Origin of the sequence: Bradyrhizobium sp. JR4.1 (assembly GCF_040548605.1) — a bacterium.
GTDB lineage: Bacteria > Pseudomonadota > Alphaproteobacteria > Rhizobiales > Xanthobacteraceae > Bradyrhizobium > Bradyrhizobium canariense.
This window is the reverse complement of sequence record NZ_JBEPRY010000003.1, coordinates 230,639-254,196: the sequence shown is the minus strand read 5'-3', so window position 1 is coordinate 254,196 and position 23,558 is coordinate 230,639. Positions and strand designations below refer to the sequence as shown.

General features: G+C 63.0%; 24 protein-coding genes and 1 tRNA gene. 3 read left to right on the top strand and 22 right to left on the bottom strand.

The window, feature by feature from the left end:
* Positions 1-45: 45 nt before the first annotated feature.
* From ABIB90_RS09720 to ABIB90_RS09680, 9 genes are all read right to left on the bottom strand, one after another.
* The gene (locus tag ABIB90_RS09720) at positions 46-1,023 is read right to left on the bottom strand and encodes a TRAP transporter substrate-binding protein (RefSeq protein ID WP_354160732.1); all 978 of its coding nucleotides are present in this window, start codon (positions 1,021-1,023) and stop codon (positions 46-48) included.
* Positions 1,024-1,058: 35 nt separating this feature from the next.
* Entirely contained in the window at positions 1,059-2,372 is a 1,314-nt protein-coding gene (locus tag ABIB90_RS09715; RefSeq protein ID WP_354160733.1) for a TRAP transporter large permease, read from the bottom strand.
* 2 nt (positions 2,373-2,374) lie between these two features.
* Positions 2,375-2,968, bottom strand: a complete 594-nt coding sequence (locus ABIB90_RS09710) for a TRAP transporter small permease (protein WP_007591089.1) — start codon at positions 2,966-2,968, stop codon at positions 2,375-2,377.
* 166 nt (positions 2,969-3,134) lie between these two features.
* Entirely contained in the window at positions 3,135-3,932 is a 798-nt protein-coding gene (locus tag ABIB90_RS09705) for an MBL fold metallo-hydrolase (RefSeq protein ID WP_354160735.1), read from the bottom strand.
* 13 nt (positions 3,933-3,945) lie between these two features.
* The gene (locus tag ABIB90_RS09700; protein WP_354160737.1) at positions 3,946-4,722 is read right to left on the bottom strand and encodes a TatD family hydrolase; all 777 of its coding nucleotides are present in this window, start codon (positions 4,720-4,722) and stop codon (positions 3,946-3,948) included.
* Positions 4,723-4,734: 12 nt separating this feature from the next.
* Positions 4,735-6,720: a methionine--tRNA ligase gene (metG, locus tag ABIB90_RS09695; protein WP_354160739.1), complete on the bottom strand. Its 1,986-nt coding sequence runs from the start codon at positions 6,718-6,720 to the stop codon at positions 4,735-4,737.
* 109 nt (positions 6,721-6,829) lie between these two features.
* Complete coding sequence (locus ABIB90_RS09690) at positions 6,830-7,876, bottom strand: DNA polymerase III subunit delta' (RefSeq protein WP_354160741.1); 1,047 nt, start codon at positions 7,874-7,876, stop codon at positions 6,830-6,832.
* On the bottom strand, positions 7,873-8,559 hold the full coding sequence (gene tmk / locus ABIB90_RS09685; protein ID WP_354160743.1) for a dTMP kinase: 687 nt from the start codon (positions 8,557-8,559) through the stop codon (positions 7,873-7,875). Before tmk ends, ABIB90_RS09690 begins: the two co-directional genes overlap by 4 nt.
* Positions 8,560-8,561: 2 nt before the next feature.
* On the bottom strand, positions 8,562-9,824 hold the full coding sequence (locus tag ABIB90_RS09680; RefSeq protein ID WP_354160745.1) for a D-alanyl-D-alanine carboxypeptidase family protein: 1,263 nt from the start codon (positions 9,822-9,824) through the stop codon (positions 8,562-8,564).
* A gap of 151 nt (positions 9,825-9,975) precedes the next feature.
* Between ABIB90_RS09680 and ABIB90_RS09675 the strand changes: the two genes are divergently transcribed.
* On the top strand, positions 9,976-10,929 hold the full coding sequence (locus ABIB90_RS09675; RefSeq protein ID WP_354160747.1) for an alpha/beta fold hydrolase: 954 nt from the start codon (positions 9,976-9,978) through the stop codon (positions 10,927-10,929).
* Here ABIB90_RS09675 and ABIB90_RS09670 read toward each other — a convergent pair.
* From ABIB90_RS09670 to ABIB90_RS09660, 3 genes are all read right to left on the bottom strand, one after another.
* Positions 10,926-11,861, bottom strand: a complete 936-nt coding sequence (locus ABIB90_RS09670) for a septal ring lytic transglycosylase RlpA family protein (RefSeq protein WP_354160749.1) — start codon at positions 11,859-11,861, stop codon at positions 10,926-10,928. The genes ABIB90_RS09675 and ABIB90_RS09670 overlap by 4 nt on opposite strands.
* A 667-nt stretch (positions 11,862-12,528) precedes the next feature.
* A complete protein-coding gene (locus ABIB90_RS09665) occupies positions 12,529-12,843 on the bottom strand; it encodes a hypothetical protein (protein WP_219684317.1) in 315 nt (104 codons plus the stop codon).
* A 41-nt stretch (positions 12,844-12,884) separates the two neighbouring features.
* Positions 12,885-13,202 (bottom strand): DUF1476 domain-containing protein, encoded by a 318-nt coding sequence (locus ABIB90_RS09660; protein WP_354160751.1) that lies wholly within the window; start codon positions 13,200-13,202, stop codon positions 12,885-12,887.
* Positions 13,203-13,453: 251 nt separating this feature from the next.
* Between ABIB90_RS09660 and ABIB90_RS09655 the strand changes: the two genes are divergently transcribed.
* Positions 13,454-13,678, top strand: coding sequence for a hypothetical protein (locus ABIB90_RS09655; RefSeq protein WP_007591061.1), 225 nt, complete (start codon positions 13,454-13,456; stop codon positions 13,676-13,678).
* Between the two features lie 49 nt (positions 13,679-13,727).
* On the opposite strand, the gene ABIB90_RS09650 is transcribed toward ABIB90_RS09655, so the two are convergent.
* The 4 genes from ABIB90_RS09650 to ABIB90_RS09635 form a co-directional block, all read right to left on the bottom strand.
* Positions 13,728-13,919, bottom strand: coding sequence for a hypothetical protein (locus tag ABIB90_RS09650; RefSeq protein ID WP_007591059.1), 192 nt, complete (start codon positions 13,917-13,919; stop codon positions 13,728-13,730).
* A gap of 138 nt (positions 13,920-14,057) precedes the next feature.
* Positions 14,058-14,744, bottom strand: a complete 687-nt coding sequence (locus ABIB90_RS09645; RefSeq protein ID WP_354160754.1) for an endonuclease/exonuclease/phosphatase family protein — start codon at positions 14,742-14,744, stop codon at positions 14,058-14,060.
* Positions 14,744-16,777, bottom strand: coding sequence for a VTT domain-containing protein (locus ABIB90_RS09640; protein ID WP_354160756.1), 2,034 nt, complete (start codon positions 16,775-16,777; stop codon positions 14,744-14,746). Before ABIB90_RS09640 ends, ABIB90_RS09645 begins: the two co-directional genes overlap by 1 nt.
* A 185-nt stretch (positions 16,778-16,962) precedes the next feature.
* Positions 16,963-17,259: a hypothetical protein gene (locus ABIB90_RS09635; RefSeq protein WP_354160758.1), complete on the bottom strand. Its 297-nt coding sequence runs from the start codon at positions 17,257-17,259 to the stop codon at positions 16,963-16,965.
* A 160-nt stretch (positions 17,260-17,419) separates the two neighbouring features.
* Between ABIB90_RS09635 and ABIB90_RS09630 the strand changes: the two genes are divergently transcribed.
* Complete coding sequence (locus ABIB90_RS09630) at positions 17,420-17,626, top strand: hypothetical protein (RefSeq protein WP_007591053.1); 207 nt, start codon at positions 17,420-17,422, stop codon at positions 17,624-17,626.
* A 41-nt stretch (positions 17,627-17,667) separates the two neighbouring features.
* On the opposite strand, the gene ABIB90_RS09625 is transcribed toward ABIB90_RS09630, so the two are convergent.
* From ABIB90_RS09625 to ilvD, 6 genes are all read right to left on the bottom strand, one after another.
* Positions 17,668-18,423: a DUF7168 domain-containing protein gene (locus tag ABIB90_RS09625; protein WP_354160760.1), complete on the bottom strand. Its 756-nt coding sequence runs from the start codon at positions 18,421-18,423 to the stop codon at positions 17,668-17,670.
* A gap of 142 nt (positions 18,424-18,565) precedes the next feature.
* A complete protein-coding gene (locus ABIB90_RS09620; RefSeq protein WP_354200661.1) occupies positions 18,566-19,330 on the bottom strand; it encodes a DUF5131 family protein in 765 nt (254 codons plus the stop codon).
* Between the two features lie 10 nt (positions 19,331-19,340).
* Positions 19,341-20,498: a three-Cys-motif partner protein TcmP gene (locus ABIB90_RS09615; RefSeq protein ID WP_354160764.1), complete on the bottom strand. Its 1,158-nt coding sequence runs from the start codon at positions 20,496-20,498 to the stop codon at positions 19,341-19,343.
* A 162-nt stretch (positions 20,499-20,660) separates the two neighbouring features.
* Positions 20,661-20,750, bottom strand: a tRNA-Ser gene (locus ABIB90_RS09610).
* A gap of 271 nt (positions 20,751-21,021) precedes the next feature.
* A complete protein-coding gene (locus ABIB90_RS09605) occupies positions 21,022-21,345 on the bottom strand; it encodes a hypothetical protein (protein WP_354160959.1) in 324 nt (107 codons plus the stop codon).
* A gap of 230 nt (positions 21,346-21,575) precedes the next feature.
* On the bottom strand, positions 21,576-23,426 hold the full coding sequence (gene ilvD, locus ABIB90_RS09600; RefSeq protein WP_354160766.1) for a dihydroxy-acid dehydratase: 1,851 nt from the start codon (positions 23,424-23,426) through the stop codon (positions 21,576-21,578).
* Positions 23,427-23,558: the final 132 nt, after the last annotated feature.

The window sequence follows — 23,558 nt, the reverse complement described above, 5'->3', positions numbered from 1 at the left end:
GCCTTCCGCTCGCGTCACGAAAGCGAACGGAAGATATTCCTGCCCTCACATCTTCTTGTAGGCGTCAACCAAGGCCTGGCCGTCGGCTCCCGCCTTCTTGAGCCAGTCGGCGGTGAGCTGTTCGCCGATCTTCTGGAAGCCGGCCTTCAGGGCCGGGCTCGGCGGCTCGACCGTCATGCCCTTGGCCTTGAGCTGATCGATGTACCAGGTGCTCTTGTCCTGCCAAGCCTTCCAGCCGCGGGTTTCCGCGGTCGCGGCGGCCTTGAGGATGGCCTCCTGGGTGGGTTTGTCGAGCGCCTCGAACGCAGCCTTGTTGACGAAGGTGTAGTCCTTCGGGATCCAGGCTTGCACGTCATAGAAGTACTTCAGCGACTCCCATGCCTTCGCATCGTAGCCCGTGCCGCCTGACGACATGAAGGAGTTCACGACGCCGGTCGCAAGTGCCTGCGGCAGCTCGGCGGCCTGGATGGTGACGGACTGCGCGCCGACCAGCTCGCCGATGCGCGCAGTTCCAACGTTATAAGCCCGCCATTTCAGGCCCTTCATGTCTTCGATGGTCGCAAGCGGCTTGTTGACATAGACGCCCTGCGGCGCCCACGGCACGACAAACAGGAGCTTGAGCCCCTGCGCCTCCAGCTTCTTGGTAATCAGGGGCTTCGACGCCTGGTACAGCTTCATGGCATCCGGGAAGCTGGTCGCCAGAAACGGCACGACGTCGACCCCGAATACCGGATCCTCGTTCTCGTGGATCGACAGCAAGACTTCGCCCATCTGCGCCTGCCCGGTCATCACCGCGCGCTTGATGTCGGGCGCCTTGAACAGTGAGGCGCCCGGATGAACCGTGATCTGGAGCTTGCCGGACGTGGCGGCTTCGACGTCCTTGGCGAAAGCAACGAGATTCTCGGAGTGCGGATTGTCGGCCGGATATGCCGCCGGCAGATTCCATTTGGTCTGAGCCAAAGCGGGTGTCGCGGCCAGCACGGCGCCGGCGATCAGGGATGCGCGGAATAAACGAGACATCATCGGGCTTCTCCTCACAGTCAATTCAAACGGTACGCTCAGTCTGGGAAAGCGAGCTTGGGCAAGAACATCACGATCTGCGGATATTCCGTGATGATGAACACGGCCGCGAGCAGCAGCACGAAGAACGGGAACGCCGCCCGCGCGACGGTCAAGGTATCACGCCCGCTCATGTTCTGGAGCACGAACAGATTGAAACCGACCGGCGGCGTGATCTGCGCCATCTCGACGTGGATGATGAGATAGACGCCGAACCAGACCAGGTCGAGACCGGCCTGCTTGACCATCGGCAACACGATCACGGCGGTCAGAACGATCATCGAGATGCCGTCGATCAGGCATCCCAGGATGATGTACATGATGCTCAGATACAGCGCGAGCATGCCCGGCGTGAGCTGCTGGCCCTGGACCCAGGTGGCGAGCGCTGCGGGAATGCCCGTATAGGCCATCGCTGCGGTCGTGTAGGCAGCGCCCGCAAGGATCAGCATGATCATGCAGGTCAGGCGCGTCGCGCTCATGATGCTCTCGAGGAAGTTCTTGCGCGTGAGCGTGCGGCTCCACCACGCCAGCAGCAGCGCGCCCGAAACGCCCCAGGCGGCGCATTCGGTCGCCGTCGCAAAGCCGAGCACGAGCGAGAGGAAGACCGCCAGGATCAGAAGCAGACATGGGGCGAGCTTGGCGGATTCTTGCAGCTTCTGGCGGAACGGCATCGGGGGATCGCGCGGCGGAATCTTCTTCGGATTCAGCAGCGACCAGATGATGATGTAGCCGGAATAGAGCACCATCACGAGCACGCCGGGCAGAAAGCCGCCGAGGAAGACCTGAAGCACGGAGACATTCGCCGTGACCGCATAGACCACCATCGGGATCGACGGCGGGATCAGCAGGCCGAGCGTGCCGGAGCCAGCGAGCGAGCCGAGACTGAGGCCCTTGTCGTAACCGCGCTTGTCCAGTTCGGGCAGCGCGATCTTGCCGATGGTTGCACAGGTCGCCGCCGATGAGCCCGACACCGCCGCGAAGATGCCGCAGCCGATCACGTTGACATGGGTCAGACGCCCCGGCAGCCACTGCACCCAGGGCGACAGGCCTCGAAACATCTCCTCGGATAATTTAGTGCGGAAGAGGATCTCGCCCATCCAGATGAACAGCGGCAGCGCGGCGAGCGTCCATGACGAGCTTGCGCTCCATGTCGTGGTCGCAAGCACCGAGCCGAGCGGCAGGCTCGTGGTCAGCGCCATCGCTACGAAGCCTACGAGCCCGAGCGAGACCGCGATCCAGATCCCGCTTCCCAGCAGCACGATCATGACGCCGAGCAGAATAAACGACAGTTCGATCATGCCGAGATTGGCCATCGTCAACCTCCGCCGCCCTGCGAGATCCGTTCGATGAATTCGTCCGGGGTCTCGTCCGGCGAGCCCTTCTCGTAGCTCGGCCGGTTGCCGCTGACGACACTGACCATTTCATCAATGAGCGCGATCGACAGGATCACGAGTCCGCCGGAAAACCCGAGCTGCGGAATCCAGAGCGGAAGCGCGACGACGCCCTGCGCCACGTCGTTGAAGCGCCAGGAATCGTAGGTCATCTGCACGGCATGCCGGGTGAAATAGAGGATGAAAGCAGCGGCAATGCCGAGGGCCACGACCTCCGCAACCTGTTTGGAGCGCCCATGCAAACGCTCCAGCAGCAGGCCGACCCGGATCATCTCGCCGCGCTTGAAGGTGTGAGCGAGGCCGAGGAATGCCATCGCGGCCATGCACCAGGAGGCGAAATCATCGCCGGCGGGAATGTTGACCGCAAACTGGCGCCCGATCGACATGATCATCATGATTGCAAAGATCGCAACCATGAAGGCGCCGGCGGCGTAGCCCGCACCGAGATAAAGGAGATCCAGCGCGCGTCGCACCGGTCCCCGGCTCGTGACATCGTCCCCTGCCAACGCGATCCCCATCCTCACACGAGGCGATTCAGACGGTCCCGGCGATCGCACGTCGCGCGCCGGTCCTGCATGAATATCGCCCCTGCCCAGCGCCCTGTCTTTCAGACGTTAGATCAACATGATGGGGCCAGCGCAAGCAAGGAGTATGCCGGCTCTCGCCGGAATTTCCACCGCAGGTTCAGCGGGTCTCGAGCCGCAGCCCGTCATACGCGGGCACCACTCCCGCCGGCAGCGACTGCCGGATCACCTCATAATCGACGTCGGCCGTCATGTTGGTGATGACGGCGCGCTTCGGCTTGAAGCGCTCGATCCAGGACAACGCGTCGTTGATGCTGAAATGGCTGACATGGCTGGTGTAGCGCAGGCCATCGACGATCCAGAGATCCAGATTTTCCAGGGCGCCCCAGCTCTCGCGCGGGATGTCGTTGAGGTCGGGTGTGTAGGCGGCATCGCCGATGCGATAGCCCAGCGCAGGAATGTTGCCATGCTGCACCAGGAAGGCGGTCATCGTCACCGGGCCGCCCTTCCCCTGGATGGTCTGGCTTTCACCAGCCTCGATCGACTGCGCCGTCAGGATCGGCGGGTAATCGCTGCCCGCCGGCGAGACGAAGCAATAGGAGAACCGCGACATGATGTCGTTCGCAGTCGTCTGGTTGAGATACGTCGGAATCCGCCGGCGCATGTGCATCACCACCGAACGCAGATCGTCCATGCCATGGGTCTGATCGGCGTGCTCGTGGGTCAGGAACACTGCATCGATGTGGTCGACATTGGTCGAGAGCAATTGCTCGCGCAGGTCCGGCGAGGTGTCGATCACGATACGCGTGGTGCCCTCGCCCGACGTCTGCTCGACCAGCAGCGAACAGCGGCGGCGGCGGTTCTTGGTGTTGTTGGGATCGCAGGCACCCCAGCCGAGTGCCGGGCGCGGTACACCGGCGGAAGAGCCGCAGCCCAGGATCGTCAGCGTCAGCGTCATGCGGCCCCCAGTTCTAAACTTTCACCCTGGAGAACAGGCGAAAGAAGTTATCGCTTGTCTGGCGCGAGATCTCGTCAAACGACACGCCACGTGTTTCGGCCAGCACTTTTGCGACTTCGACCACATAGGCCGGTTCGTTGCGCTTGCCCCGGAACTTGCCCGGCGCAAGGTAGGGCGAGTCCGTTTCAACCAGAATACGGTCGGACGGCAGTTCGGCCGCAAGCGCGCGCAAGGCTTCGGACTTCTTGAAGGTCAGGATGCCCGTGAAGCCGATATAGAGCCCGAGCGAGACCGCCTTCAGCGCCAGTTCGCGCCCGCCGGTGTAACAATGCAACACGGCGCGAAACGATCCCTTTGCCGTCTCCTCTTCCAGGATCCGGCCGCAATCCTGGTCCGCCTCGCGGGTGTGGATCACCAACGGCAGGCCGGTGGCGCGGGCGGCGGCGATGTGGGCACGAAAGCCCCTCGCCTGCGCCTCCGGCGAGCCGTTGTCGTAGAAATAATCGAGCCCGGCTTCGCCGAGCGCGACGACCTTGGGGTGCTGCGTCAGTGCGATCAGCTCGTCCGGCGCGATGCCGTCTTCCTCATCCGCGTTATGCGGATGGGTGCCGACCGAGCAATAGACGTCGTCATAGCGCTCGGCGATGGCCAAAAGCTGGTTCAATTTTTTCACCCGCGTCGAGATCGTAACCATGCGGCCGATGCCGGCCGCTCGCGCGCGCGACACGATCCCGTCGAGATCTTCCGCAAAGTCCGGAAAATCCAGGTGGCAGTGGCTGTCGACCAGCATGGTGTGAGCGCCTTACGCCGCGGGCTCGATGTAGCGCGGGAAGGCCGGCGTCGGCGCGGGCAGCGTCGTACCGGGCGCGATGCGCGTTGCACCGCCGAGCGCGGCGAAGTTGCGCTCCCCTTCGGGGATACCAAGGCTGTTCAGCAGCAATCCCGAGGCCGTCGGCATCGCCGGCTGGGCCAGGATTGCGATCTGGCGCACGACTTCGGCGGTGACATAGAGCACCGTCCTCTGCCTGACAGGATCGGTCTTGGCGAGCGCCCACGGCGCTTCGCCCGCGAAATAGCGGTTGGCTTCGGCGACCACGGCCCACACAGCATTGAGCCAGTGATGGATTTGCTGCGTCGCCATCGCTTCGCGAGACGCCGCGAGCATGCCGTCAGCTTGTGACAGGATCGCCTTGTCGTTGTCGCTGAGTTCGCCGGGCTCCGGCAGCACGCCGCCGAGCTGCTTGGCGATCATCGACAGCGAGCGCTGCGCGAGGTTGCCGAGATCGTTGGCGAGATCCGCATTGATGCGCGCGACGATGGCCTCGTGATTGTAGTTGCCGTCCTGGCCGAACGGCACCTCACGCAGAAAGAAATAGCGCATCTGGTCGACGCCGTACTGGTCGGCGAGGTTGAAGGGATCGACCACGTTGCCGACGGACTTCGACATCTTCTCGCCCCTGCTGAACAGGAAGCCGTGGGCATAGACCCGCTTCGGAAGCGGGATCCCGGCCGACAGCAGGAAAGCCGGCCAGTACACCGCATGGAAGCGGATGATGTCCTTGCCGATGATGTGCACGTCGGCAGGCCAATAACGCCAGTTCTTGTCGCTCTCGTCGGGGAAACCGACGCCAGTGATGTAGTTGGTGAGCGCGTCGACCCAGACATACATCACGTGCTCTTCGTCGCCGGGCACCTTGACGCCCCAGTCGAACGTCGTGCGCGAGATCGACAGATCGCGCAGGCCGCCCTTGACGAAGCTCACCACCTCGTTCTTGCGGGAGTCGGGGCCGATGAAATTGGGCTGCGTCTCGTACAGCTTGAGCAGCCTGTCCTGATAGGCCGACAGGCGGAAGAAGTAGCTCTTCTCCTCGACCCATTCGACCGGCGTGCCCTGCGGCCCGAGCCGCACGCCGTCGTCGTTCAGGCGCGTCTCGTCCTCCGCGTAATAGGCTTCATCGCGCACGGAATACCAGCCGGCATAGATGTCGGCATAGATATCCCCGTTCGCTTCCATGCGCCGCCATATCTCCTGACTGGAGCGGTGATGCTGCTCCTCGGTGGTGCGGATGAAGCGGTCGAACGAGACGTTCAGGCGCTCGTCCATTTGCTTGAAACGGCCGGCATTGCGGGCCGCGAGCTCCGAGACGGACATTTTTTCGCTGGCCGCGGTCTGAACCATCTTCTGGCCGTGCTCGTCGGTGCCGGTGAGGAAGAACACATCCTTGCCGTCGAGTCGCGCGAACCGCGCCAACGTATCGGTCGCGATCGCCTCGTAGGCGTGGCCGATATGCGGGCTGCCATTGGGATAGGCGATCGCGGTCGTGATGTAGAAGACGTTGTCGCGCGCGGGGACGGCCACGGGCGTGGTGGCCTGCGGGGCTGCGACGGACTTCGGTGCGCGCGGGGCTTTGGCCTTCGATACATCGGCCTTCACAGCCTTCGCCGGCATGGCGACAGGAGCTGGTGTGGATGTCACGGCGGGCGCAGCCACCCTTGCGTTCTTGACCGCTTTCTTCGCCGAAGCCTTGGCTGGCTTTTTGGTCGCTGTCTTCACCGTCTTCTTGGCAACGACCTGCTTCTTCGCTGCCTTCTTTGCCGTCTTCGCGGCGCTCTTCTTCCCGGTTTTCTTGGCGGCCGTCTTTTTGGTTTTCGTAGCTTTCTTGACCTTCTTGGCAGCTTTGCGCGCGCGCGCCTTCACAGCCTTCTTCGCGGCTCTCTTGTCGGCCTTCTTCGCAGCCTTCCTCTTGCTGCTCTTGCCCTTAGCGGTTTTCTTAGCTCGCGCTGCCACGACGAATTCCTTTACCGGCTTCTCGAAATCTGGAAACCAACCTGCGTTAGTTTATTGTCTTGAGCATGATCCCATCGGAAAACCGCTGCACACTTTCCCGGATCATGCTCTAGCGCGTTGCGTCCGCCAGCCAGCCGAACACCGAGAAAACCAAGGGCTTTCGCTCCAGATTGTAGGTTTCGGTGTCACGCGCGGCGCGGACGATCTTTTCCCATACCTCAGCTAGGCGCGCAAGGCGCGGCAGATTCTGGTTGGCATTGGCCTCGTCGGCGTGCAGGCGTTCCGCGATCCAGCGATCGATGCCATCGATGAAGGCGGCAAGCGCAACGCGGTCACTGGTGCCGAGCGATTCGCCGAGCGTGTGCAATTCGCGCGGATCGACCTGCGGCAGTCGCGCCAGCAGCGCGGCCGTGCGCTGCTGGAGCTTCAGGGCGTCACCGCCGAGCAGCGTCAGCGCCCGCGCGACGCTGCCCTCGGACGCCTCCGCCGCCTCGCGCAACGCCGGATCATTCGGGTCGAGATCGGCAGCTGTTGCGGCTGCAGCAATCACGTCGTCGGTTGCGAGCGCGCGCAGGCGCAGCTTGCGGCAGCGCGACTGGATTGTGGCGAGCACACGCGCCGGCGCGTGGCTCACCAGCAGGAACAGCGATTGCTGCGGCGGCTCCTCGAGAATTTTCAGCAGCGCGTTGGCGGCATTCGGATTGAGCTCGTCGACGGTGTCGACGATGCAGACACGCCAGCCTTCGGCCGCTGCGGTCGAGCCGAAGAATCCGATCGTCTCGCGCGTCTCGTCCACGGTGATCACGGTGCGCATCACGCCGCGATCATTGGCGGTGCGCTCCAGCGTCAGCAGGCCACCATGCGAGCTTGCCGCAACCTGCCGCGCCACGGCGTCGTCAGGATTGATGGCGATGTCTTCGGCGCGTTGCACGGAGGGCGCCAGCGGCTGGCCGTGAGCGAGCACGAAGCGCGCCATCCGATATGCCAGCGTCGCCTTGCCGATGCCTTGCGGCCCGCCAATCAGCCAGGCATGCGGGATGCGCCCGCTGCGATAGGCGGCGAGCAGCGCGGCCTCGGCCTCGCGATGGCCGAACAGAACGCTCGTCTCGCGCGGATGAGACATGGCAGTTTCGCGCTCGGTCTGACGCGGGCTCATATGGACACCACCGATGCCGGCGTCGGAAGCAGGCGATCGCGCAGCGCGGTCCAGACGCGCCCGGCAACCGTGTCGGGGTCAGAATTGGCGTCGATCAGCACGCAGCGCGCAGGATCGTCCGCTGCGATCTTGCGATAGGCCTCGCGCAGGCCCTGATGGAAACCGAGCTTCTCGGCCTCGAACCTGTCTGGCGTGCCGCTGCCGCGGCGAGCGGCCGCGCGCTGCAAGCCGATCTCGACCGGCAGGTCCAGAATGATGGTGAGGTCCGGTTTGAGATCGCCGATCGTGACCCGCTGCATCGCGTTGATCAGCGCCGCCGGCACCTGGCCGAGGCTGCCCTGATAGGCCCGCGTCGAATCGGCGAAGCGGTCGCAGAGCACCCAGGTGCCCTGGTTGAGCGCAGGCTGGATCACGGTGCGGACATGGTCGTCGCGGGCCGCCGCGAACAGCAGCGTCTCGGCCTCGGGTCCGAGCAGCTTGCCCATGCCTGACAGCACCAGATGCCGCATGATCTCGGCGCCCGGCGAGCCGCCCGGCTCGCGCGTGACAAGGATGCGCATCCTGGCCGCCTTGAGACGGTCGGCGAGCTTCTTGATCTGGGTCGACTTGCCCGTGCCCTCGCCGCCTTCAAAGGTGACGAAACGCCCGCGTCCGGACGGCCACTTGACCGCGCTTTCAGTCATGATCAGAGCTTCTCGGCGCCCGCACGGAACATGCCGATCACGAGCTCGCTGGCGCCGTCGATTGCACGCCGTACGGTCGAGCCGGTGCCGATCGCGTCAGCGGCATAGACCGGCGTCTCCACCGCGATGTTGCCGCTGCGCCAGACCCTGACCAGCCCGACCTTCTGCCCCGCCTCGACCGGCGCGCGCACGGGACCGCTATAGACGACGCGCGCAATCAGCTTGTCGGTGCCGTTCTTGTGCACCATCACCTTCACGGGCGTCTTGGCGACCAGTTTCACCGAGCGGCTCTCGCCGCCGAACACCTTGGCGTAGCCGACGGGCTGATCGGCCGCGATCAGGGTGCGGGTCTCGAAATTGCGAAAACCCCATTCCAGCATCTTCTTGGCTTCGGTGGCGCGATCTTCGGGGTCTTCCAGCCCGTTGACGACGACGATCAGCCGCGTGCCGTTCTGCACCGCCGAGCCGACCATGCCGTAGCCACCTTCCTTGGTGTAACCGGTCTTCAGACCGTCGGCGCCTTCCATGGAATTGAGCAGCGGATTGCGGTTGGGCTGGCGGATCTTGTTCCAGGTGTATTCCTTCTCGCCGAACAGTTTGTAGAATTCGGGGAAGTCGAGAATGATGTGCCGGGCGAGGACGCCGAGCTCGCGCACCGTCATCTTGTTGGCGGGGTCCGGCAGGCCGTTGGAATTGCCGAAGGTCGATTTCGTCAGGCCAAGCTCACGGGCGCGCTTGGTCATGAAGTCGGCGGCGAAAATCCGTTCGTTGCCCGCCATGGCTTCGGCCAGCGCAATGCAGGCGTCGTTGCCGCTCTGGATGATCGCCCCGTGCAGGAGATCGTCGACCGTGACCTTGCTATTGATCGCGGCGAACATGGTCGAGCCGCCGGAGGGTGCGCCGCCCCTGCGCCAGGCGTTCTCGCTAATCCGGTATTCGTCGGTCAGCTTGATGTCGCCCTTCTTGATGGCGTTGAAGACGACCTCCGCGGTCATCAGCTTCATCATGCTGGAGGGCGCGCGCAGTTCGTCGGCGTTCTTCTCGAACAGCACGCTGCCGCTGGAGGCCTCGATCAGGATCGCAGTCGGGGCGTCGCCGTCGAAGCCGGAATCATCTGTTTTCTTGGCGCCCTGGACGCTCTGGTTGGCCGCGTAGAGCGCCCCGCCCCAGCCGATGGTCGCGACCACCGCCGTCGCGATCAACCCACGCGCCAGCGCTCCGGCGGTGAACCGGGTGCGCCCAAACGAGGAAAGACGAAATTCCATGGCCAAGCCCTGAGAGCGGCGTTCTAACAGTTGGGACCGGTGCGAACAACACGGGGTGGCCGCTTGTCCCGAGATTGCACGATTCTCGTCCCGCCCCTATCGTGGCACCTCAGATTTTCTGACCAAACCCCTGAAACAAGGCGGAAAAGCGATGTCCTCCACCCGCGTGATCAAGGCCAACGGCATCGATCTGTTCATCCGTGAAGCCGGTCAGGGTCCGCTGGTGGTGCTGTGCCACGGCTGGCCGGAACTCTCCTATTCCTGGCGCCACCAGATCCCGGCGCTGGCGCAGGCCGGATTTCGCGTCGTCGCTCCCGACATGCGCGGCTATGGCCAGAGCTCAGCGCCGCCGGACGCGACGGCCTATTCGATCTTCGACACGGTCGGCGATATCGTCGGCCTCGTGCAGGCGCTTGGCGAGACCAAGGCCATGGTGGTCGGCCACGACTGGGGGGCACCGGTGGCCTGGCACGCGGCGCTGTTCCGGCCCGACATCTTCACGGCGGTCGCCGGCCTGAGCGTGCCGCCGCCGTTCCGCGGCCGCGGCAAGCCGCTTGACCTCCTGCGCCAGGGCGGCATCACCAATTTCTATTGGCAGTATTTCGAGGCGCCCGGCGTTGCCGAAGCCGAGTTCGAGCGTGACGTCGCGCGCACCATGCGCATCGTGCTCGGCGGGCGCGGCCTTGCCGATCCCTCCGCAGCCATGTTCGTGCAGGAGGGCAAGGGATTCCTCGGCCACGGCAACCCGGAGGAGCCTCTGCCGGCGTGGCTCAGCGAGACTGACCTTGCCTATTTCACCGAAACCTTCCGCAAGTCCGGTTTTCGTGGCGGGTTGAACTGGTATCGCAACCTCGACCGCAATTGGGAGCTGACGGCGCCCTGGCAGGATGCGCAGATCCACCAGCCCTCGCTCTTCATCGCCGGTTCGAAAGACGCCGTCATCACCGGCCTGATCGGAGCCAAGCGCGTCAACGAGCTCGAGCGCGTGCTGCCCAATCTGAAGCGAAAGCTGATCATCGAGGGCGCCGGCCATTGGGTCCAGCAGGAGCGGCCCGACGAGGTGAATGCGGCGCTGGTGGGGTTCTTGAAGGAAAGCGCGGCCTAGTAGAGGCCGCGGCCGCTCAGGATGCCGCGGGCCTCGGCAGCGCCGTCGGAGGCGTAGGCGCCGGACGGAGCGCTCTCGGTCGCGTAGCGGCCGTCCCCGTCATAGGACACGGCGCGCGCGTTCTGGAGCGCCCGGCCCCGGTTGCGGCTCGAGGCCGACATTTCCGAGGTCGCATTGAGTGAAGCCATGTCGGCGGAGGTGTTGCCGAGATTGTAGGGCCGTCCCTCCGGCGTCGGAACTTCGCCGCGCATGGCACCGCGGTTCGACGATGGCAGCTCCGGCACGAACGGCCTCGCCGAGGCGACACGGATCATCGAGGGCGACGGCGCCGGGGTTCCGGTGCGCAAGGTCGCCATCAGCTGGCGGTCGTCGGAGCCTTCCAGCGGCGCCCGGCCGACATATTCGACGCGGACCTTGGCGATGCCATTGCCTTTGAATTCAAGCAGTTCGGCGGCCTTGTTCGAGACGTCGATGAGCCGGTTGCCGTGATAGGGCCCGCGGTCATTGACGCGGACGATCAGCGACTTGCCGTTCGAGACGTTGGTCACCCGCGCATAGGACGGCATCGGCAGGGTCGGATGCGCCGCGGTCAGCGACCCCATGTCGAACACTTCGCCATTGGCGGTCAGGCGGCCGTGGAAATCGTCGCCGTACCAGGACGCCATTCCCTCGGCGCGGTAGTTGACGTCCTCTTCGGGCACATAGGTCCGGCCACCCACCACATAGGGCTTGCCGACGCGGTAGGCGCCGCCGCCCTTCGGGACAGGATCACCCAAAGCCACGACCCGGGGGCTCGAGGACACGCCGTATTTCGGATCGACCCGGCTGGCGAATTTGTTGGAGGATGCGCAATTGGCGAGCGCAAGGCAGGTCGCGACCGCCGCAACAGCGCGCGCGGCCCGCAAAACCGAATCTGACCGTCGGATCCCCATTCGCCCCAAATACCACTTTGCCGGAGGCGTACCTAACCCGCTTTGACTACGGGCAGCGCTGTCCGGTCCTTTGCTCCGAGGCGGCCCACCACCGCGTCGGAAGTGGTAACGATAACGCAACCCGAACACGGCGGAAATGGGGAGCCCACAGCGATCCCGCCGGGATGGTAAACGGGGCGTTTGCTTTCGCCCCGTTGAACTACGGGGCGCGGGCGCCCTGCTCTGTGCCCGGCATGGACATTCTGTTGCGCCAAATCCTCACTCCACCCCCATTGTCGCGCCGCTCACTGGAATTCTTTTGACTGTGCAAGGCCGCCCGCGTTTTCTCGCGTGCAGGGCGGAATGGAATGAGACGATGATCGAGACGGTTTCGGCACTGATGGGTTTGGTAAGCGCGGGGATCTTCCTGGCCCATGCGTTTGAAGGTTACCGCACGAGGGCCTGAGGCACTCGCGCGGACGGCAAGCATCACCCTTTCAAGACGGCGCGTTCGGACATTTTTAGTCGATCCGATCGAGCATCGCAGACGAGAGCGGCAGGTGTCCCATGCGCAACCATGACCTCGTATCCGATGGCTTCCTGGCATTGACCGCCGGCGGTTTGGTCTTGCTGTGCTCCAGCCTCGTGGCATTGGCCTTCGCCTGAGCACCCAGCACGAAAAATACGCTTACCGCAGTCCAAGCAGCGAACGCCGATAGAGGCTGTCGCGGGCTTCGCTCAAGCAGACGAAGCTGCCGGTAAAACCCTGGCCGTACCGCTTCTGGCTTTTGCCGTAGTAGACACCTTTGCTGAAATCGAGCCAGACGACCCGGTCGTGCGGGCAATGACGCTGCGCCTGCGCCTCGTAGCGAAATGGCGTCAGCGGTGTGGCCGATACCTCAGCGCCGCCGCAGCCGACCAGGATTGCAGCAGCGAGCGCGATCGCGCCGGGCCATTTGCCGAAGCTGCTGCTAGATACTCCGCAAGATAGTCCGCAAGCCACCACCCGCCTCCCGATCCTGGCCGTCGACGGCCGCCTTGCTTTTACTTGTCCGCTTCGAGTTGCTGCAACGCCTGGTGCAAGCATTCCTGAAGCTTGGCTGCGACCTGTTCGCGCGATACGCCCCTGGCGGCAAGATCGGCCGAGACTTTGCCCACGACGTCGTCCATCGACTGGTTCTCCAGATGGTCCGTCACCAACGCCGTCGCGTAGCTGGCCGCGGCATCGCCGCTGAGGCCGAGCTGAGTGGCGGCCCAGAGCCCGAGCAGCTTGTTGGACCGGGCCGTGGCCTTGAACATGAGTTCCTCGTCGTGGACGAATTGGGCCTCGAAGCCCTGCTCGCGCTTGTCGAACGTGGTCATGGTCAGCTCCATTTCGGTTTTCGCTGATCGGGGTCGGACTGGCTGGAAGCGAACGTCTCCGTGGTTCAAATCTGGATCGTTGGAAGCTTCCGGCGGAAGCCAAACGCCGTCAAGCCCGCTGGGCGTGCCCAGACCGGGGGTGTGCAGGTCACCCACCAGCTCTACGCCAGCCAACCCGGCTAGGCAGAGATGTTTACCATTGATTAAGCAGACTCAGCGCCCCATGGCCCGGAGACATCGAGAGCTGACGCATGAACAAAGAACTGCGGGAGTTTCGACGGCTTGAACGGGTCTGCCTTGAGCAGGCAGCCCTCTCCACCATGGACCTGGCGCGAAGCGGGTTGCTCAAGGTCGCCGACGATTGTCGCGTCGCAGCCGAAGCGATCGAGGCGCAATCGCCTCGCAGATCTTTCGCAACCGCCGTTCAGGCGCTCAAGCAGGCGTTGAGCGTGACGCGCGTCCCTCACCGGCACTGAGGCCGGCGCTCGCGGGCAAAGACATTTTCGACGGGGCGACCGCGTGCGCTCAGCCCTTGGCTTCCGTCTGTTCACGTGCCAACCGTTCGGCCCTCAGCCGCTCCTTGTTGGCATAAAACGCCTTCTGCGCCGCTTCATGATCGCGCATGGCTTTTTCGGCTTCGATACGGCGTGTCGCATCGCGCGCCTGCCGCTGTTCGGGGGTCAAGGGCTTGCGCCGGTAGGAAATGTCTTCCGTCATGGCCAGATAACGCAGGGGTCGGGAAAGGGTTCCCCTTGGTCCCGCCGGGCGGCAGCGTGGGCCGACTGCATAAATGTGCGAAAACAACCCCATGCACAGTAGCCAAGTCCTTCTGCAGAAAGAACTTTTTTATCGCGCTTAAGACGCGTTTGACCCGCCGGCGATCTCGATGTCTGCAATAACGGGCAAATGGTCTGAGTAAGCCCGCGCCCCTTGGTCGGTCCAAACCTTCCCGATCGGGCTGTCGGAGGTCGCATAGATCCGGTCAAGCCGCAGCAGGGGCAAATGCGACGGGAAAGTTCGCAGCCGCGTACGGTTCGGGCAGGCCTGCGCGAGCACGCGCCGCACCGATTTGATCCAGAACCAATCGTTGAAATCCCCGAGGACGACGGTCCTTCCGGGCTTCATCAGGCTCACCAGCGCGTGAGCCTGCGCATGGCGCTCGTGGATGCTCAAGCCGAGATGCGTGGCCACCACGCGGACATCGCCGACCGGCGTCAGCAGTCCCGCCGCGATCGCCCGGCGCGGCTCGCGCTCACGATACGACACGTCGACGATCTCGGGCGGGCCGGAGAATGGGAAGCGGCTCAGGAGCGTCTGGCCGTATTCGCCATCCGCCGTGACGATCGACTTGGCGTGAACACGGTGATCGCCGACGACACTCGCCAGCTTCGCAAACGGATCGTCAGATCGCGATCGCGAATCCACCTCCTGAAGCGCGACGACATCGGGAGCCCATTTGCGAATGATGGAACAGATCCCCTCGAGATCGAATTTCGGATTGAGATTGAAGGTGCCATGCACATTCCACGTCATGAAGCGCATCAGCGCCTCCCGGCGAGCCACGTCGCGACGAATTGCGCGCCTGCGCAGATCGCGAGCCAGCCCAGGAACGCCAGTGCGAGCAGCAATATGTTGGTCCAGGACGCATTCCTGGCGAGATCAGCGATCTGAGCCCCCAAAACTGCCATGGCGAGAATGCCGGGCGTCATTCCGAGCAGCGTTCCGACCAGGAAGTCACGCAGAGGCAGCGTGCTGGCGCCAGCCACGACATTCACCACCGAGAACGGTGCGATCGGAATCATCCGGATGACGACGACGGCCAGAATGCCCTTGCCGACAACACGCTCCTGGATGCGCGCGGTACGTCGTCCGAGCAAACGCTGGAGGCGCTCGCGGCCGAGTGCCCGCCCGATCGCAAACAGGACAAAGGCGCTGAGCACGACGCCCGTCATGGCGGTGACGAAGCCGAGCCATGGTCCGAGTGCGGCTGCAGTTGCCGCGATGAGCACGAGAACCGGAAACACGACCAACCCGCCGACGACGAAAGCCGCTATCGCGAATGGCGGCCCCCAGACGGACTGCGAATAGGCAGACAGAAGCGTCGACATCCGACCCGCGTCGGCGAAATCGCTCAACGACGTGTACGACCAGGCCATCGCCAGTCCAAAAAGCGCCACGGCTATCGAGACGATCCCGATGATTGTCTTCGTGCTCCACATGCGCGATGCCGCGCGCTCCAGATGTAGAGGCCGCTCGGGGTCCGCCACGGGCTGAACCATCGTCGCCAGAGCGCTGGTCAGCACCGAAGATTCCACGTCCCGCAGCGCCTTCGTCGCACTTTCTCTTGAGACGTCGTCCAGGAGCGCAAAAAGACGATCGTCGTTTTGCGCGACGGTCTGTTCATCGAGACCGCAGAAATGGGCGATCAGGCGACGGCGGACCGAGCCGATGAAATTCCGATGCTCGTCTGAGGCGGCTTCAAAGATCAGGTCACATTCGCTGTCGGCGCCCATCGATCGATTGTTTAGATTGGCCGAACCGATCCTCAAGATCCGATCGTCGACGATCATGAGCTTGCTGTGCACCATCACGGCCGCTTCCGTATCCCCGTTCCCCGACACCGGGTAGACGAAGCGGATGCGATCGGCGACGCCGGCCGAACTGAAGCAGTCGATGAAGGCGCCGCGGCCGTTCTGCATGGCCTGGGATTCCAGCCACGAGGAATGCAGTTTCGGAGTGACGACCAGAATCCGAAGCGAAGGCACGCGCTGCATCTGCTCCACCAATTCGCGCGCGATCTTGGTGGCGCTGGTGAACTGGTTCTCGATGTACACGAAGTTCGTCGCGGACCGGATCGCTGCGATCAACGAGCGTTCGACCTCCCGGAGCGTCGAACCTGTCGGACAAACCACCTCGGTCCTGGCAATGCCCACCGGCATATGCTCAGCCTCGACCGGAACATTCGCCGGCCAGCGCAAGCTTTTCAGCGGGCGCCGGTCGTCAATCTGTTGGCCTGCCGCGCGCCAGCGTTCCTCCGCGAGGTCGAACAGCCACGCCGCCGCATCCCCGTCGACCAGGCATTGAACATCATGAAACGGCAGGTATGGCTTGCCCTGGGGATCACAGCGCGACGCGTGATCGGCGCGATGGTCACTCGTGTCCCAGCGCCTGATCGTCAGATCGAGCCCGCCGACGAACGCCAGCGAACCGTCGACACAGACGATCTTCTGGTGTTGGGCCGACCCAAATGGAAGTGTGGAATCAAGATAAAACCGGACGCGGCCATCGGTCTCGGCGGTGAATTTCGCCGCGGAATTCCATTCCCTCTCGGAAGCGTAGAACGAGACAAAGTCCCAGATGAGAATGTTGATGCGCAAGGTGGGACGTCGCTGGACCAGCGCGCGCAGGAACGGGCCGAGCTGTTCCGGCAAGCCGTCGTCCGCTCGCCCGGACTCGCCGACCAGCATGGTCTCACTATGGATATCCCAACCGACGATATAAACGAGGTCCTGCGCCTGCAGCAGGGCCTCCCGCAGGGCCGCGAAATAAGCGGCAGCATCGTTGAGAACCGCCACACGCCGCGCCTCGCACCGCCGCCAGACGGTGTCGCCGGGGATCAGGGTCGATGAGCTCTGAAGCAGGGAGGCCTCGCAATTTGCGTTCGCGTTGAAACGCGCTGAACGCGGAAGGGGTTCCCCAACCAGAACCAGGCTGACCGTTCGGCGTGTGCGGATTCCGGCGCCACAGTCTCCCCTCGCCGCTACTTGGTTCGGACAGTCTTTGCACCTGCGCCTTTCAAGGCGTCCGCAATCTTCTCGGGCGCATCGCCGTGAAAGTCCACGGAGACCTCGATTGGACCTTCCAGCTTCTGGTGCCCCTCCGGCGCAGGCGCGGCCTTGGCGTCAGGACCGGCGGTGCGTGTCCCCGACGTGTTCGCGCCACCGGCGGCCTGGACGAAGACGTCGCTTCGCGGCACGCCGCATTCCTGCACGACATGCTCAACCGCAAGCTCGGCGCCGCGGCGCGTGTCGAATTCTCCGATGATCGTACTTTCCAAGGGCGCCCTCCGTGGCTGGACCAGAGTGCGAACAACAGGCCAGCGAGGGCCAGGTTCCTGAACGCGCGGGCGTCCCTGGCGGCGTTTTGGGACGCGCGAACAAGAACCAATCCAAGAACCAATCCAAGAACCAATCATTGCGCGGGACGTTGAGTCCGCGATGTCAGACGCTTTTGATTATTTCCGAGCGCATGCGGTCCGAGCCCTTTGCAAGGCCCGGGCGATGCCGCGCGGACGAATGAAACATCTCCAAACCGTCGTGGCCCGGATCTACCACCTGCTGACCAAAGAGGCTGCCTACGGGCCGAACCTGCAGCATATGGACGACTTCCGCGCAGCCCAGAAGCTCGAGAAGTCCATCGACTGAACTGCAATGATGGTGAGGCTGCACGCCCTCCCCCGACGCGTTCAGCTCCCTTTAGGAGCGGTCCTTGACTGCGACCCGCCAAGGGACTTGCCAAGCCCGGGATTGATGGCGAGCGACGCACCGGCGGCGCCGCCGGCTTCATAGGCTGTCATCGATACCATCCGGCTGGTGCTGCGCTGGGTCCGCATCTTCAGGTCGAGCTTGTCGAACTCCGCATCGACCACCGAGGTCTTGAGAACCACCAGCCCGCGGCCGGTGCTTTCGTTGACCTGATCGCGACCGGCCTTGATCGCTACCAGCTTGTCCGCGATTGAGGCCACCATCCCGAGCGCGAAGGAGGCATTGGCGAGATGCCGCTGCTGGTGCCGGAACCTGCTGTAGTCGAGCGAAGTCTTGAAGCGTCCAAGTTCGGCGCGCACAGCGCCGTCGATCAATTCAGCCAGATAATGCGCGACCTCGATATCGGCGCCGAGGCCAAAGAACACATAACTGTTCTCGCCGGCCGCGTTCTTCTCGCGCCAGACCCGACAATCGCAGAAAAGAGCGATCGCGCCGATGCAGTCGTCCAGCGGAATTCGCTTCTTGCGATGGGTCTCGTAGACCCTCCGCTCGCACGGCGACGCGCGCAGTTCGACATCGGAGAGCGACAGATCATGGCGATCGAGCAGCTCGGCGACCTTGGCGGCCGCAGACAGCGCCTCGTCCTCAGTGCAGCCATTGGCAATGGTCTTGGAACGCAACGCCTGAATGCGGAGCTTCAGCTTGTCGAGCGCGGGCGGAGTGGAGGTCTGGTTCACTGATTACCTGATTGGGAAAGTCCGACCCATGGACGGCCGCCGGGTAGACTGGCGGAAACATCATCCGTAATCTGCGCTGAAGCCGTTCGACATTTTTCACCGCTCACCAGCACTACTGACCATTTGGCGTGAAAACTTAGCTTTAAGCCAAAATCACGGATGCCTTCGTAGTTGGAAGTTGATCCCACGTTCGCCCGTCCAACACCCGGCCGGTTTGCTTCTTTTGCACTCCACCCCACTGCTTAAAGTGAAAGGCAACGCCCGCATCTACGCATTGATCCCGAATCGATCGTACCCAATCAGGGTCCATCGGGCGCGCGGCAGGACCGCTTTCGCCGCCCGCAATAGCCCAGTCGATGCCCTCAAGATCCAAGTTCTCAAGTGGGCCAAGCAACGGTTCGAGGCTCAAGAACTTGATGAATGCCGGTGTCGAACGCAGATGGTCAATTCGATCGGTATATTCGTCGTTTTCGACGCTTACGCCCATCCAGACGTTATTCGGCCAGGGCAGCTGGTTCGCAATGCTAGCGAGCCGTCCTGCTCGTTTGGTCAAAATTTGAAATGTGTGGTGTCGAGCACGTTGCATCACATCAAAAACCTTGCCGATGAATTCCAGCGGCACGTTCTCGTGGAACAAGTCCGACATTGAATTGACGAAGATAACTTTGGTTGTCTTCCACTTCAGCGGTATGTTCAAGGCAGCTTCGTCTAGAACGATCTTGCCGTTCCATTTGGCGCGTCCACCTGATACGCGCGTTGTGCCCGCGTACTTTGGTTGCCCCATGGCCTCCAATCGCCTAGCAAGTCGCATCGCATAGCAATTGGTGCAACCCGGCGACAGGATTGTGCACCCTGCCACCGGATTCCACGTTGCTTCTGTCCATTCGATTGGTGAGTTGGTGGCCATTGCGACATCCCTAGTTGAACGTAACCTTTACGCGGTCCGCGAAGGTGACGGAGCCCGCCCGTTTGGGTCGCTGCGCTGCTGGTGGATCAGCCGTGATCACTCCTGACGCTTCAAGTTGTCTAAGAGCCTCTTTGTAGTTCTTGTCCGTGTACGGGGTATCAACGGAATGATCTTCGTAAATCTGGCGCATCGTTAGCGTCTCGCCTGCAAACACCTTGGGCAAATCCGCTAGTAGCTTGTCGAACGGTTGCAATAGCGAGAACAACAGAGGAGTGGAAGCGTCTGCCGGGGAGTATGTGAATGAAGCAACGCCCTGATCATCAGTCGAGCTTTCGCTTGCCATGATCCCTTTCATGATCTCGTAGCCTTTAAAGTGCTTCGATACGAAGATCAAACTATGCGAGGTTCGCGCACCACGCTTGAAACGAAACGGCAGCACGAATTTTCCACCCATGCCTTTGATAGCCTGTGATAGCTCTTCAAGGATTAGCGTCTCACGCTCGTCAGGCGATTTTCCTTCGATCTTCTTGCGCAGATCATCTGCACGTTCGACACCGAACAGAGCGTCCATGTGTTTCTTGACCAAGTCGTTCGAAAGACCAGCATTGATGCGTCCATAGTTGAAGAAAAAGACGCAATCGCATCCCCAATCTTTAATGACGCCATTTACGATTTTGAGCGACAGCCCCTTATAGCCAAACGGATCAACGAACGTGAAGGAAGGTACCAATCGAGTTTCGGAAAGTTCCTTTTCGGCGTCGGCACCAATCTCGCCACAATTCACGGTCGGCTTGTATTTGAGCTTCTCTATGCCGGGCAGCGCGTCGATTTCTCCTTGCAACGTCGCTGTATGGTTTCCATCCGCGTCGTTGAAGATAGTCACCAACATGTCGCACATGTTCTTATCTTCGATAGCGTGCTCCAACACGAGGAGCGGCGTTGACGCAGCGCCGTCCTTATAGCGTCCGGGTCCAGCATAAAGATCGATGTAGGCAATCTTGCCTCCATGCAGTTTTGCACTCGGTATGATCACGTTGGCCCAGGCGTAAAAGTATTTCTGAATAATCCTCGCTTTAGTTTCCGATTGATCCGATCTTTCGTCAAAAAATTTTGCACCTGCCAATGGAGTCGTTCCTTGCACAACCTCGGGTGGATTCGTTGCCAGCATGCACGTTACTCCGCAGATTCGACACGCACCATATTGTTCTCTATTTGTTCCGTCCAGGTAATTAGCCCTTGGCTCCCCCAAGCGCAAGCTACGGTATTGGTTAGTAGCTTTTGGTGAGCCAAAACCGCCAAAGTCTGATTTTATTTGAGTTTTTGGCTTGACTGGCGGAAGGGGTGGGATTCGAACCCACGGTACCCTTGCGGGCACGCCGGTTTTCAAGACCGGTGCCTTAAACCACTCGGCCACCCTTCCAAACCCGGAATTGCTGTCGCTTAACGTAGTCGGCGGGGCGTGGCAACGCGAAGTTGGTGCCCTGCCCCAAACACCCAACCTGTCAGGCGGCGTCAGTCTGTTCCCTTAGTATGCGCTTCTCAGCAATCCCGGACACTGGCGGCATCTCCCAAGACGTCTCTGGTTGAGGTCCGGTTTGGAGTCGCCTCCCTTTCCGGACCTGGTTTGCCGGCTGCAAAGAAAAACGGCGCCCTCTGAGGAGCGCCGTTGAATTCTTCGTCTCCGCGTTGGCTCAGTACCCGCAGGACGCGCAGCCCATCTGCACTGGCGCGTAATAAGAATAACCCGGCTGGACCATCTCGACGCGCTGGCGCGTGGCGTATTGGGGCGGGATGCGCTCGTACTGGACGCTCGGCGGCGCCACCATCACAGTCTGCGGCACCATCACGGTGCGGTACTGCGCCGGCGCGCGGTGCGCCACGACGGCGCCGGGCGACACCATCACGGTCTCGTCGACGGTGCGGTATTGCGGCTGCACGTATTGCTGCTGGTAACAGGTCGTGCACGGCGGGGGTGTGTAGCAATTGTAACAGCCGGCGGAAGCCGCGCCGGTCATGGAAATCGCAGCGACGACGGTCGAGAAAACGACAGCGAGAGTGCGAGACATTAGTGTGGTGCCCCAATTGCCCGAAATGGATTTGCGAAGGTCGCATCAGTATACGCGGCAAAACCTTGCGTTGCCGAAGTTCGTCGGGGCATCCTTAATGCAAACGGCCGGCTTTCGCCGGCCGTTCAGAACTTGTTGACCATGCGTGCTGCTTGCGGTCACGCTCGCACGAGACGCTCCTACTTCGGACGACGCTTCACCTCGCGCACCGCGCCGCGCGCGGCGCTGGTGGTGAGCGCGGCGTAGGCCTGAAGCGCGGTCGAGACGTTGCGCTTGCGGCCGATCGCCTGCCAGGCGGCATCGCCCTTCGCCTCTTCCGCGGCGCGGCGGCTGGCGAGCTCCTCGTCGGAGACCTCCAGCGTGATGCTGCGGTTCGGGATGTCGATGGCGATGCGATCGCCGGTCCTGACCAGACCGATGTTGCCGCCTTCGGCCGCTTCCGGCGACAGATGGCCGATCGACAGGCCCGACGAGCCGCCCGAGAAGCGTCCGTCGGTGACGAGCGCGCAGGCTTTGCCGAGCCCCATCGATTTCAGATAGCTGGTCGGATACAGCATCTCCTGCATGCCGGGGCCGCCGCGCGGGCCTTCATAGATGATGACCACGACTTCGCCGGCAACGACCTTGCCGCCCAGAATGCCTTCCACCGCCGCATCCTGGCTCTCGAACACGCGGGCGGGGCCGGAGAATTTCAGGATCGAGGCGTCGACGCCGGCGGTCTTCACGATGCAGCCGTCCTGCGCGAGGTTGCCGTAGAGCACCGCAAGACCGCCGTCCTTGCTGAAGGCGTGCTCGAGGTTGCGGACGACGCCCTTCTCGCGGTCGGTATCGAGCTCGTCGTAGCGACGCTCCTGGCTGAAGGCGATTTGGGTCGGGATGCCGCCTGGCGAAGCCCGGAAGAAGGTGCGGACGGACTCGCTCTTCGAGCGCTTGATGTCCCAGCGCTCCAGCGCATCGCTCATGGTCGGCGCGTGCACGGTCGAGACCGAGGTGTCGATCAGACCGGCGCGGTCGAGCTCGCCCAGGATGCCCATGATGCCGCCGGCACGATGCACGTCCTCGACATGCACGTCGGCGACCGACGGTGCGACCTTGCACAGCACGGGCACGCGCCGCGAGAGACGGTCGATGTCCTGCATGGTGAACGCGACCTCGCCTTCATGGGCCGCGGCGAGCAGATGCAGCACCGTGTTGGTCGAGCCGCCCATCGCGATGTCGAGCGTCATCGCGTTCTCGAACGCCTTGAAGTTCGCGACATTGCGCGGCAGCACCGAGGCGTCGTCCTGCTCGTAGTGGCGGCGCACGATGTCGACGATGGTGTGGCCGGCCTCGACGAACAGGCGCTTGCGATCGGCATGGGTCGCGACCACCGTGCCGTTGCCGGGGAGCGCAAGGCCGAGGGCTTCCGTGAGGCAGTTCATCGAATTGGCGGTGAACATGCCCGAGCACGAGCCGCAGGTCGGGCATGCCGAGCGCTCGATCACCTTGACGTCCTCGTCGCTGACCTTGGAGTCGGCGGCTGCGACCATGGCATCGATCAGGTCGACCGCCTTGGTCTTGCCCTGCAGCGTCACCTTGCCGGCCTCCATCGGTCCGCCCGAGACGAACACCGCGGGGATGTTGAGCCGCAGCGCCGCCATCAGCATGCCGGGCGTGATCTTGTCGCAATTGGAGATGCAGACCATGCCGTCGGCGCAATGGGCGTTGACCATGTACTCGACGCTGTCGGCGATCAGTTCGCGCGACGGCAGGCTGTAGAGCATGCCGTCATGGCCCATCGCGATGCCGTCGTCGACCGCGATGGTGTTGAACTCTTTCGCCACGCCGCCGGCCTGCTCGATCTCGCGGGCGACGAGCTGGCCGAGGTCCTTGAGATGGACGTGGCCGGGCACGAACTGGGTGAAGGAATTGACCACCGCGATGATCGGCTTGCCGAAATCGCCGTCCTTCATGCCGGTCGCGCGCCAGAGGCCGCGGGCGCCCGCCATGTTGCGGCCGTGGGTGGTGGTGCGGGAGCGATAGGCTGGCACGGCGGTTTCCGTCCTCGGGTTTGGCTGGCCGGGCGGGGCAAATTTTCGAAGCCGCCTCAGGCCTTTCCGGCCGGATAGCGCACGGGGGGAACGCGCGCAACGGGAACTTGGGCCGGACAGGGCTCCCCTGCT

Excerpts from the sequence above, each read along its gene's own strand:
- ABIB90_RS09615 (WP_354160764.1), bottom strand. The coding sequence starts at position 20,498 with ATGCTGGCAACGAATCCACCCGAGGTTGTGCAAGGAACGACTCCATTG.
- ABIB90_RS09620 (WP_354200661.1), bottom strand. The coding sequence starts at position 19,330 with ATGGCCACCAACTCACCAATCGAATGGACAGAAGCAACGTGGAATCCG.
- ABIB90_RS09690 (WP_354160741.1), bottom strand. The coding sequence starts at position 7,876 with ATGAGCCCGCGTCAGACCGAGCGCGAAACTGCCATGTCTCATCCGCGC.
- ABIB90_RS09710 (WP_007591089.1), bottom strand. The coding sequence starts at position 2,968 with ATGGGGATCGCGTTGGCAGGGGACGATGTCACGAGCCGGGGACCGGTG.
- ABIB90_RS09650 (WP_007591059.1), bottom strand. The coding sequence starts at position 13,919 with ATGACGGAAGACATTTCCTACCGGCGCAAGCCCTTGACCCCCGAACAG.
- ABIB90_RS09700 (WP_354160737.1), bottom strand. The coding sequence starts at position 4,722 with ATGCTGGTCGACAGCCACTGCCACCTGGATTTTCCGGACTTTGCGGAA.
- ABIB90_RS09675 (WP_354160747.1), top strand. The coding sequence starts at position 9,976 with ATGTCCTCCACCCGCGTGATCAAGGCCAACGGCATCGATCTGTTCATC.
- ABIB90_RS09660 (WP_354160751.1), bottom strand. The coding sequence starts at position 13,202 with ATGACCACGTTCGACAAGCGCGAGCAGGGCTTCGAGGCCCAATTCGTC.
- ABIB90_RS09630 (WP_007591053.1), top strand. The coding sequence starts at position 17,420 with ATGTCAGACGCTTTTGATTATTTCCGAGCGCATGCGGTCCGAGCCCTT.
- ABIB90_RS09655 (WP_007591061.1), top strand. The coding sequence starts at position 13,454 with ATGAACAAAGAACTGCGGGAGTTTCGACGGCTTGAACGGGTCTGCCTT.
- ABIB90_RS09720 (WP_354160732.1), bottom strand. The coding sequence starts at position 1,023 with ATGATGTCTCGTTTATTCCGCGCATCCCTGATCGCCGGCGCCGTGCTG.
- tmk (WP_354160743.1), bottom strand. The coding sequence starts at position 8,559 with ATGACTGAAAGCGCGGTCAAGTGGCCGTCCGGACGCGGGCGTTTCGTC.
- ABIB90_RS09705 (WP_354160735.1), bottom strand. The coding sequence starts at position 3,932 with ATGACGCTGACGCTGACGATCCTGGGCTGCGGCTCTTCCGCCGGTGTA.
- ABIB90_RS09605 (WP_354160959.1), bottom strand. The coding sequence starts at position 21,345 with ATGACCGGCGCGGCTTCCGCCGGCTGTTACAATTGCTACACACCCCCG.
- ABIB90_RS09670 (WP_354160749.1), bottom strand. The coding sequence starts at position 11,861 with ATGGGGATCCGACGGTCAGATTCGGTTTTGCGGGCCGCGCGCGCTGTT.
- ABIB90_RS09680 (WP_354160745.1), bottom strand. The coding sequence starts at position 9,824 with ATGGAATTTCGTCTTTCCTCGTTTGGGCGCACCCGGTTCACCGCCGGA.
- ABIB90_RS09715 (WP_354160733.1), bottom strand. The coding sequence starts at position 2,372 with ATGGCCAATCTCGGCATGATCGAACTGTCGTTTATTCTGCTCGGCGTC.
- ABIB90_RS09645 (WP_354160754.1), bottom strand. The coding sequence starts at position 14,744 with ATGCGCTTCATGACGTGGAATGTGCATGGCACCTTCAATCTCAATCCG.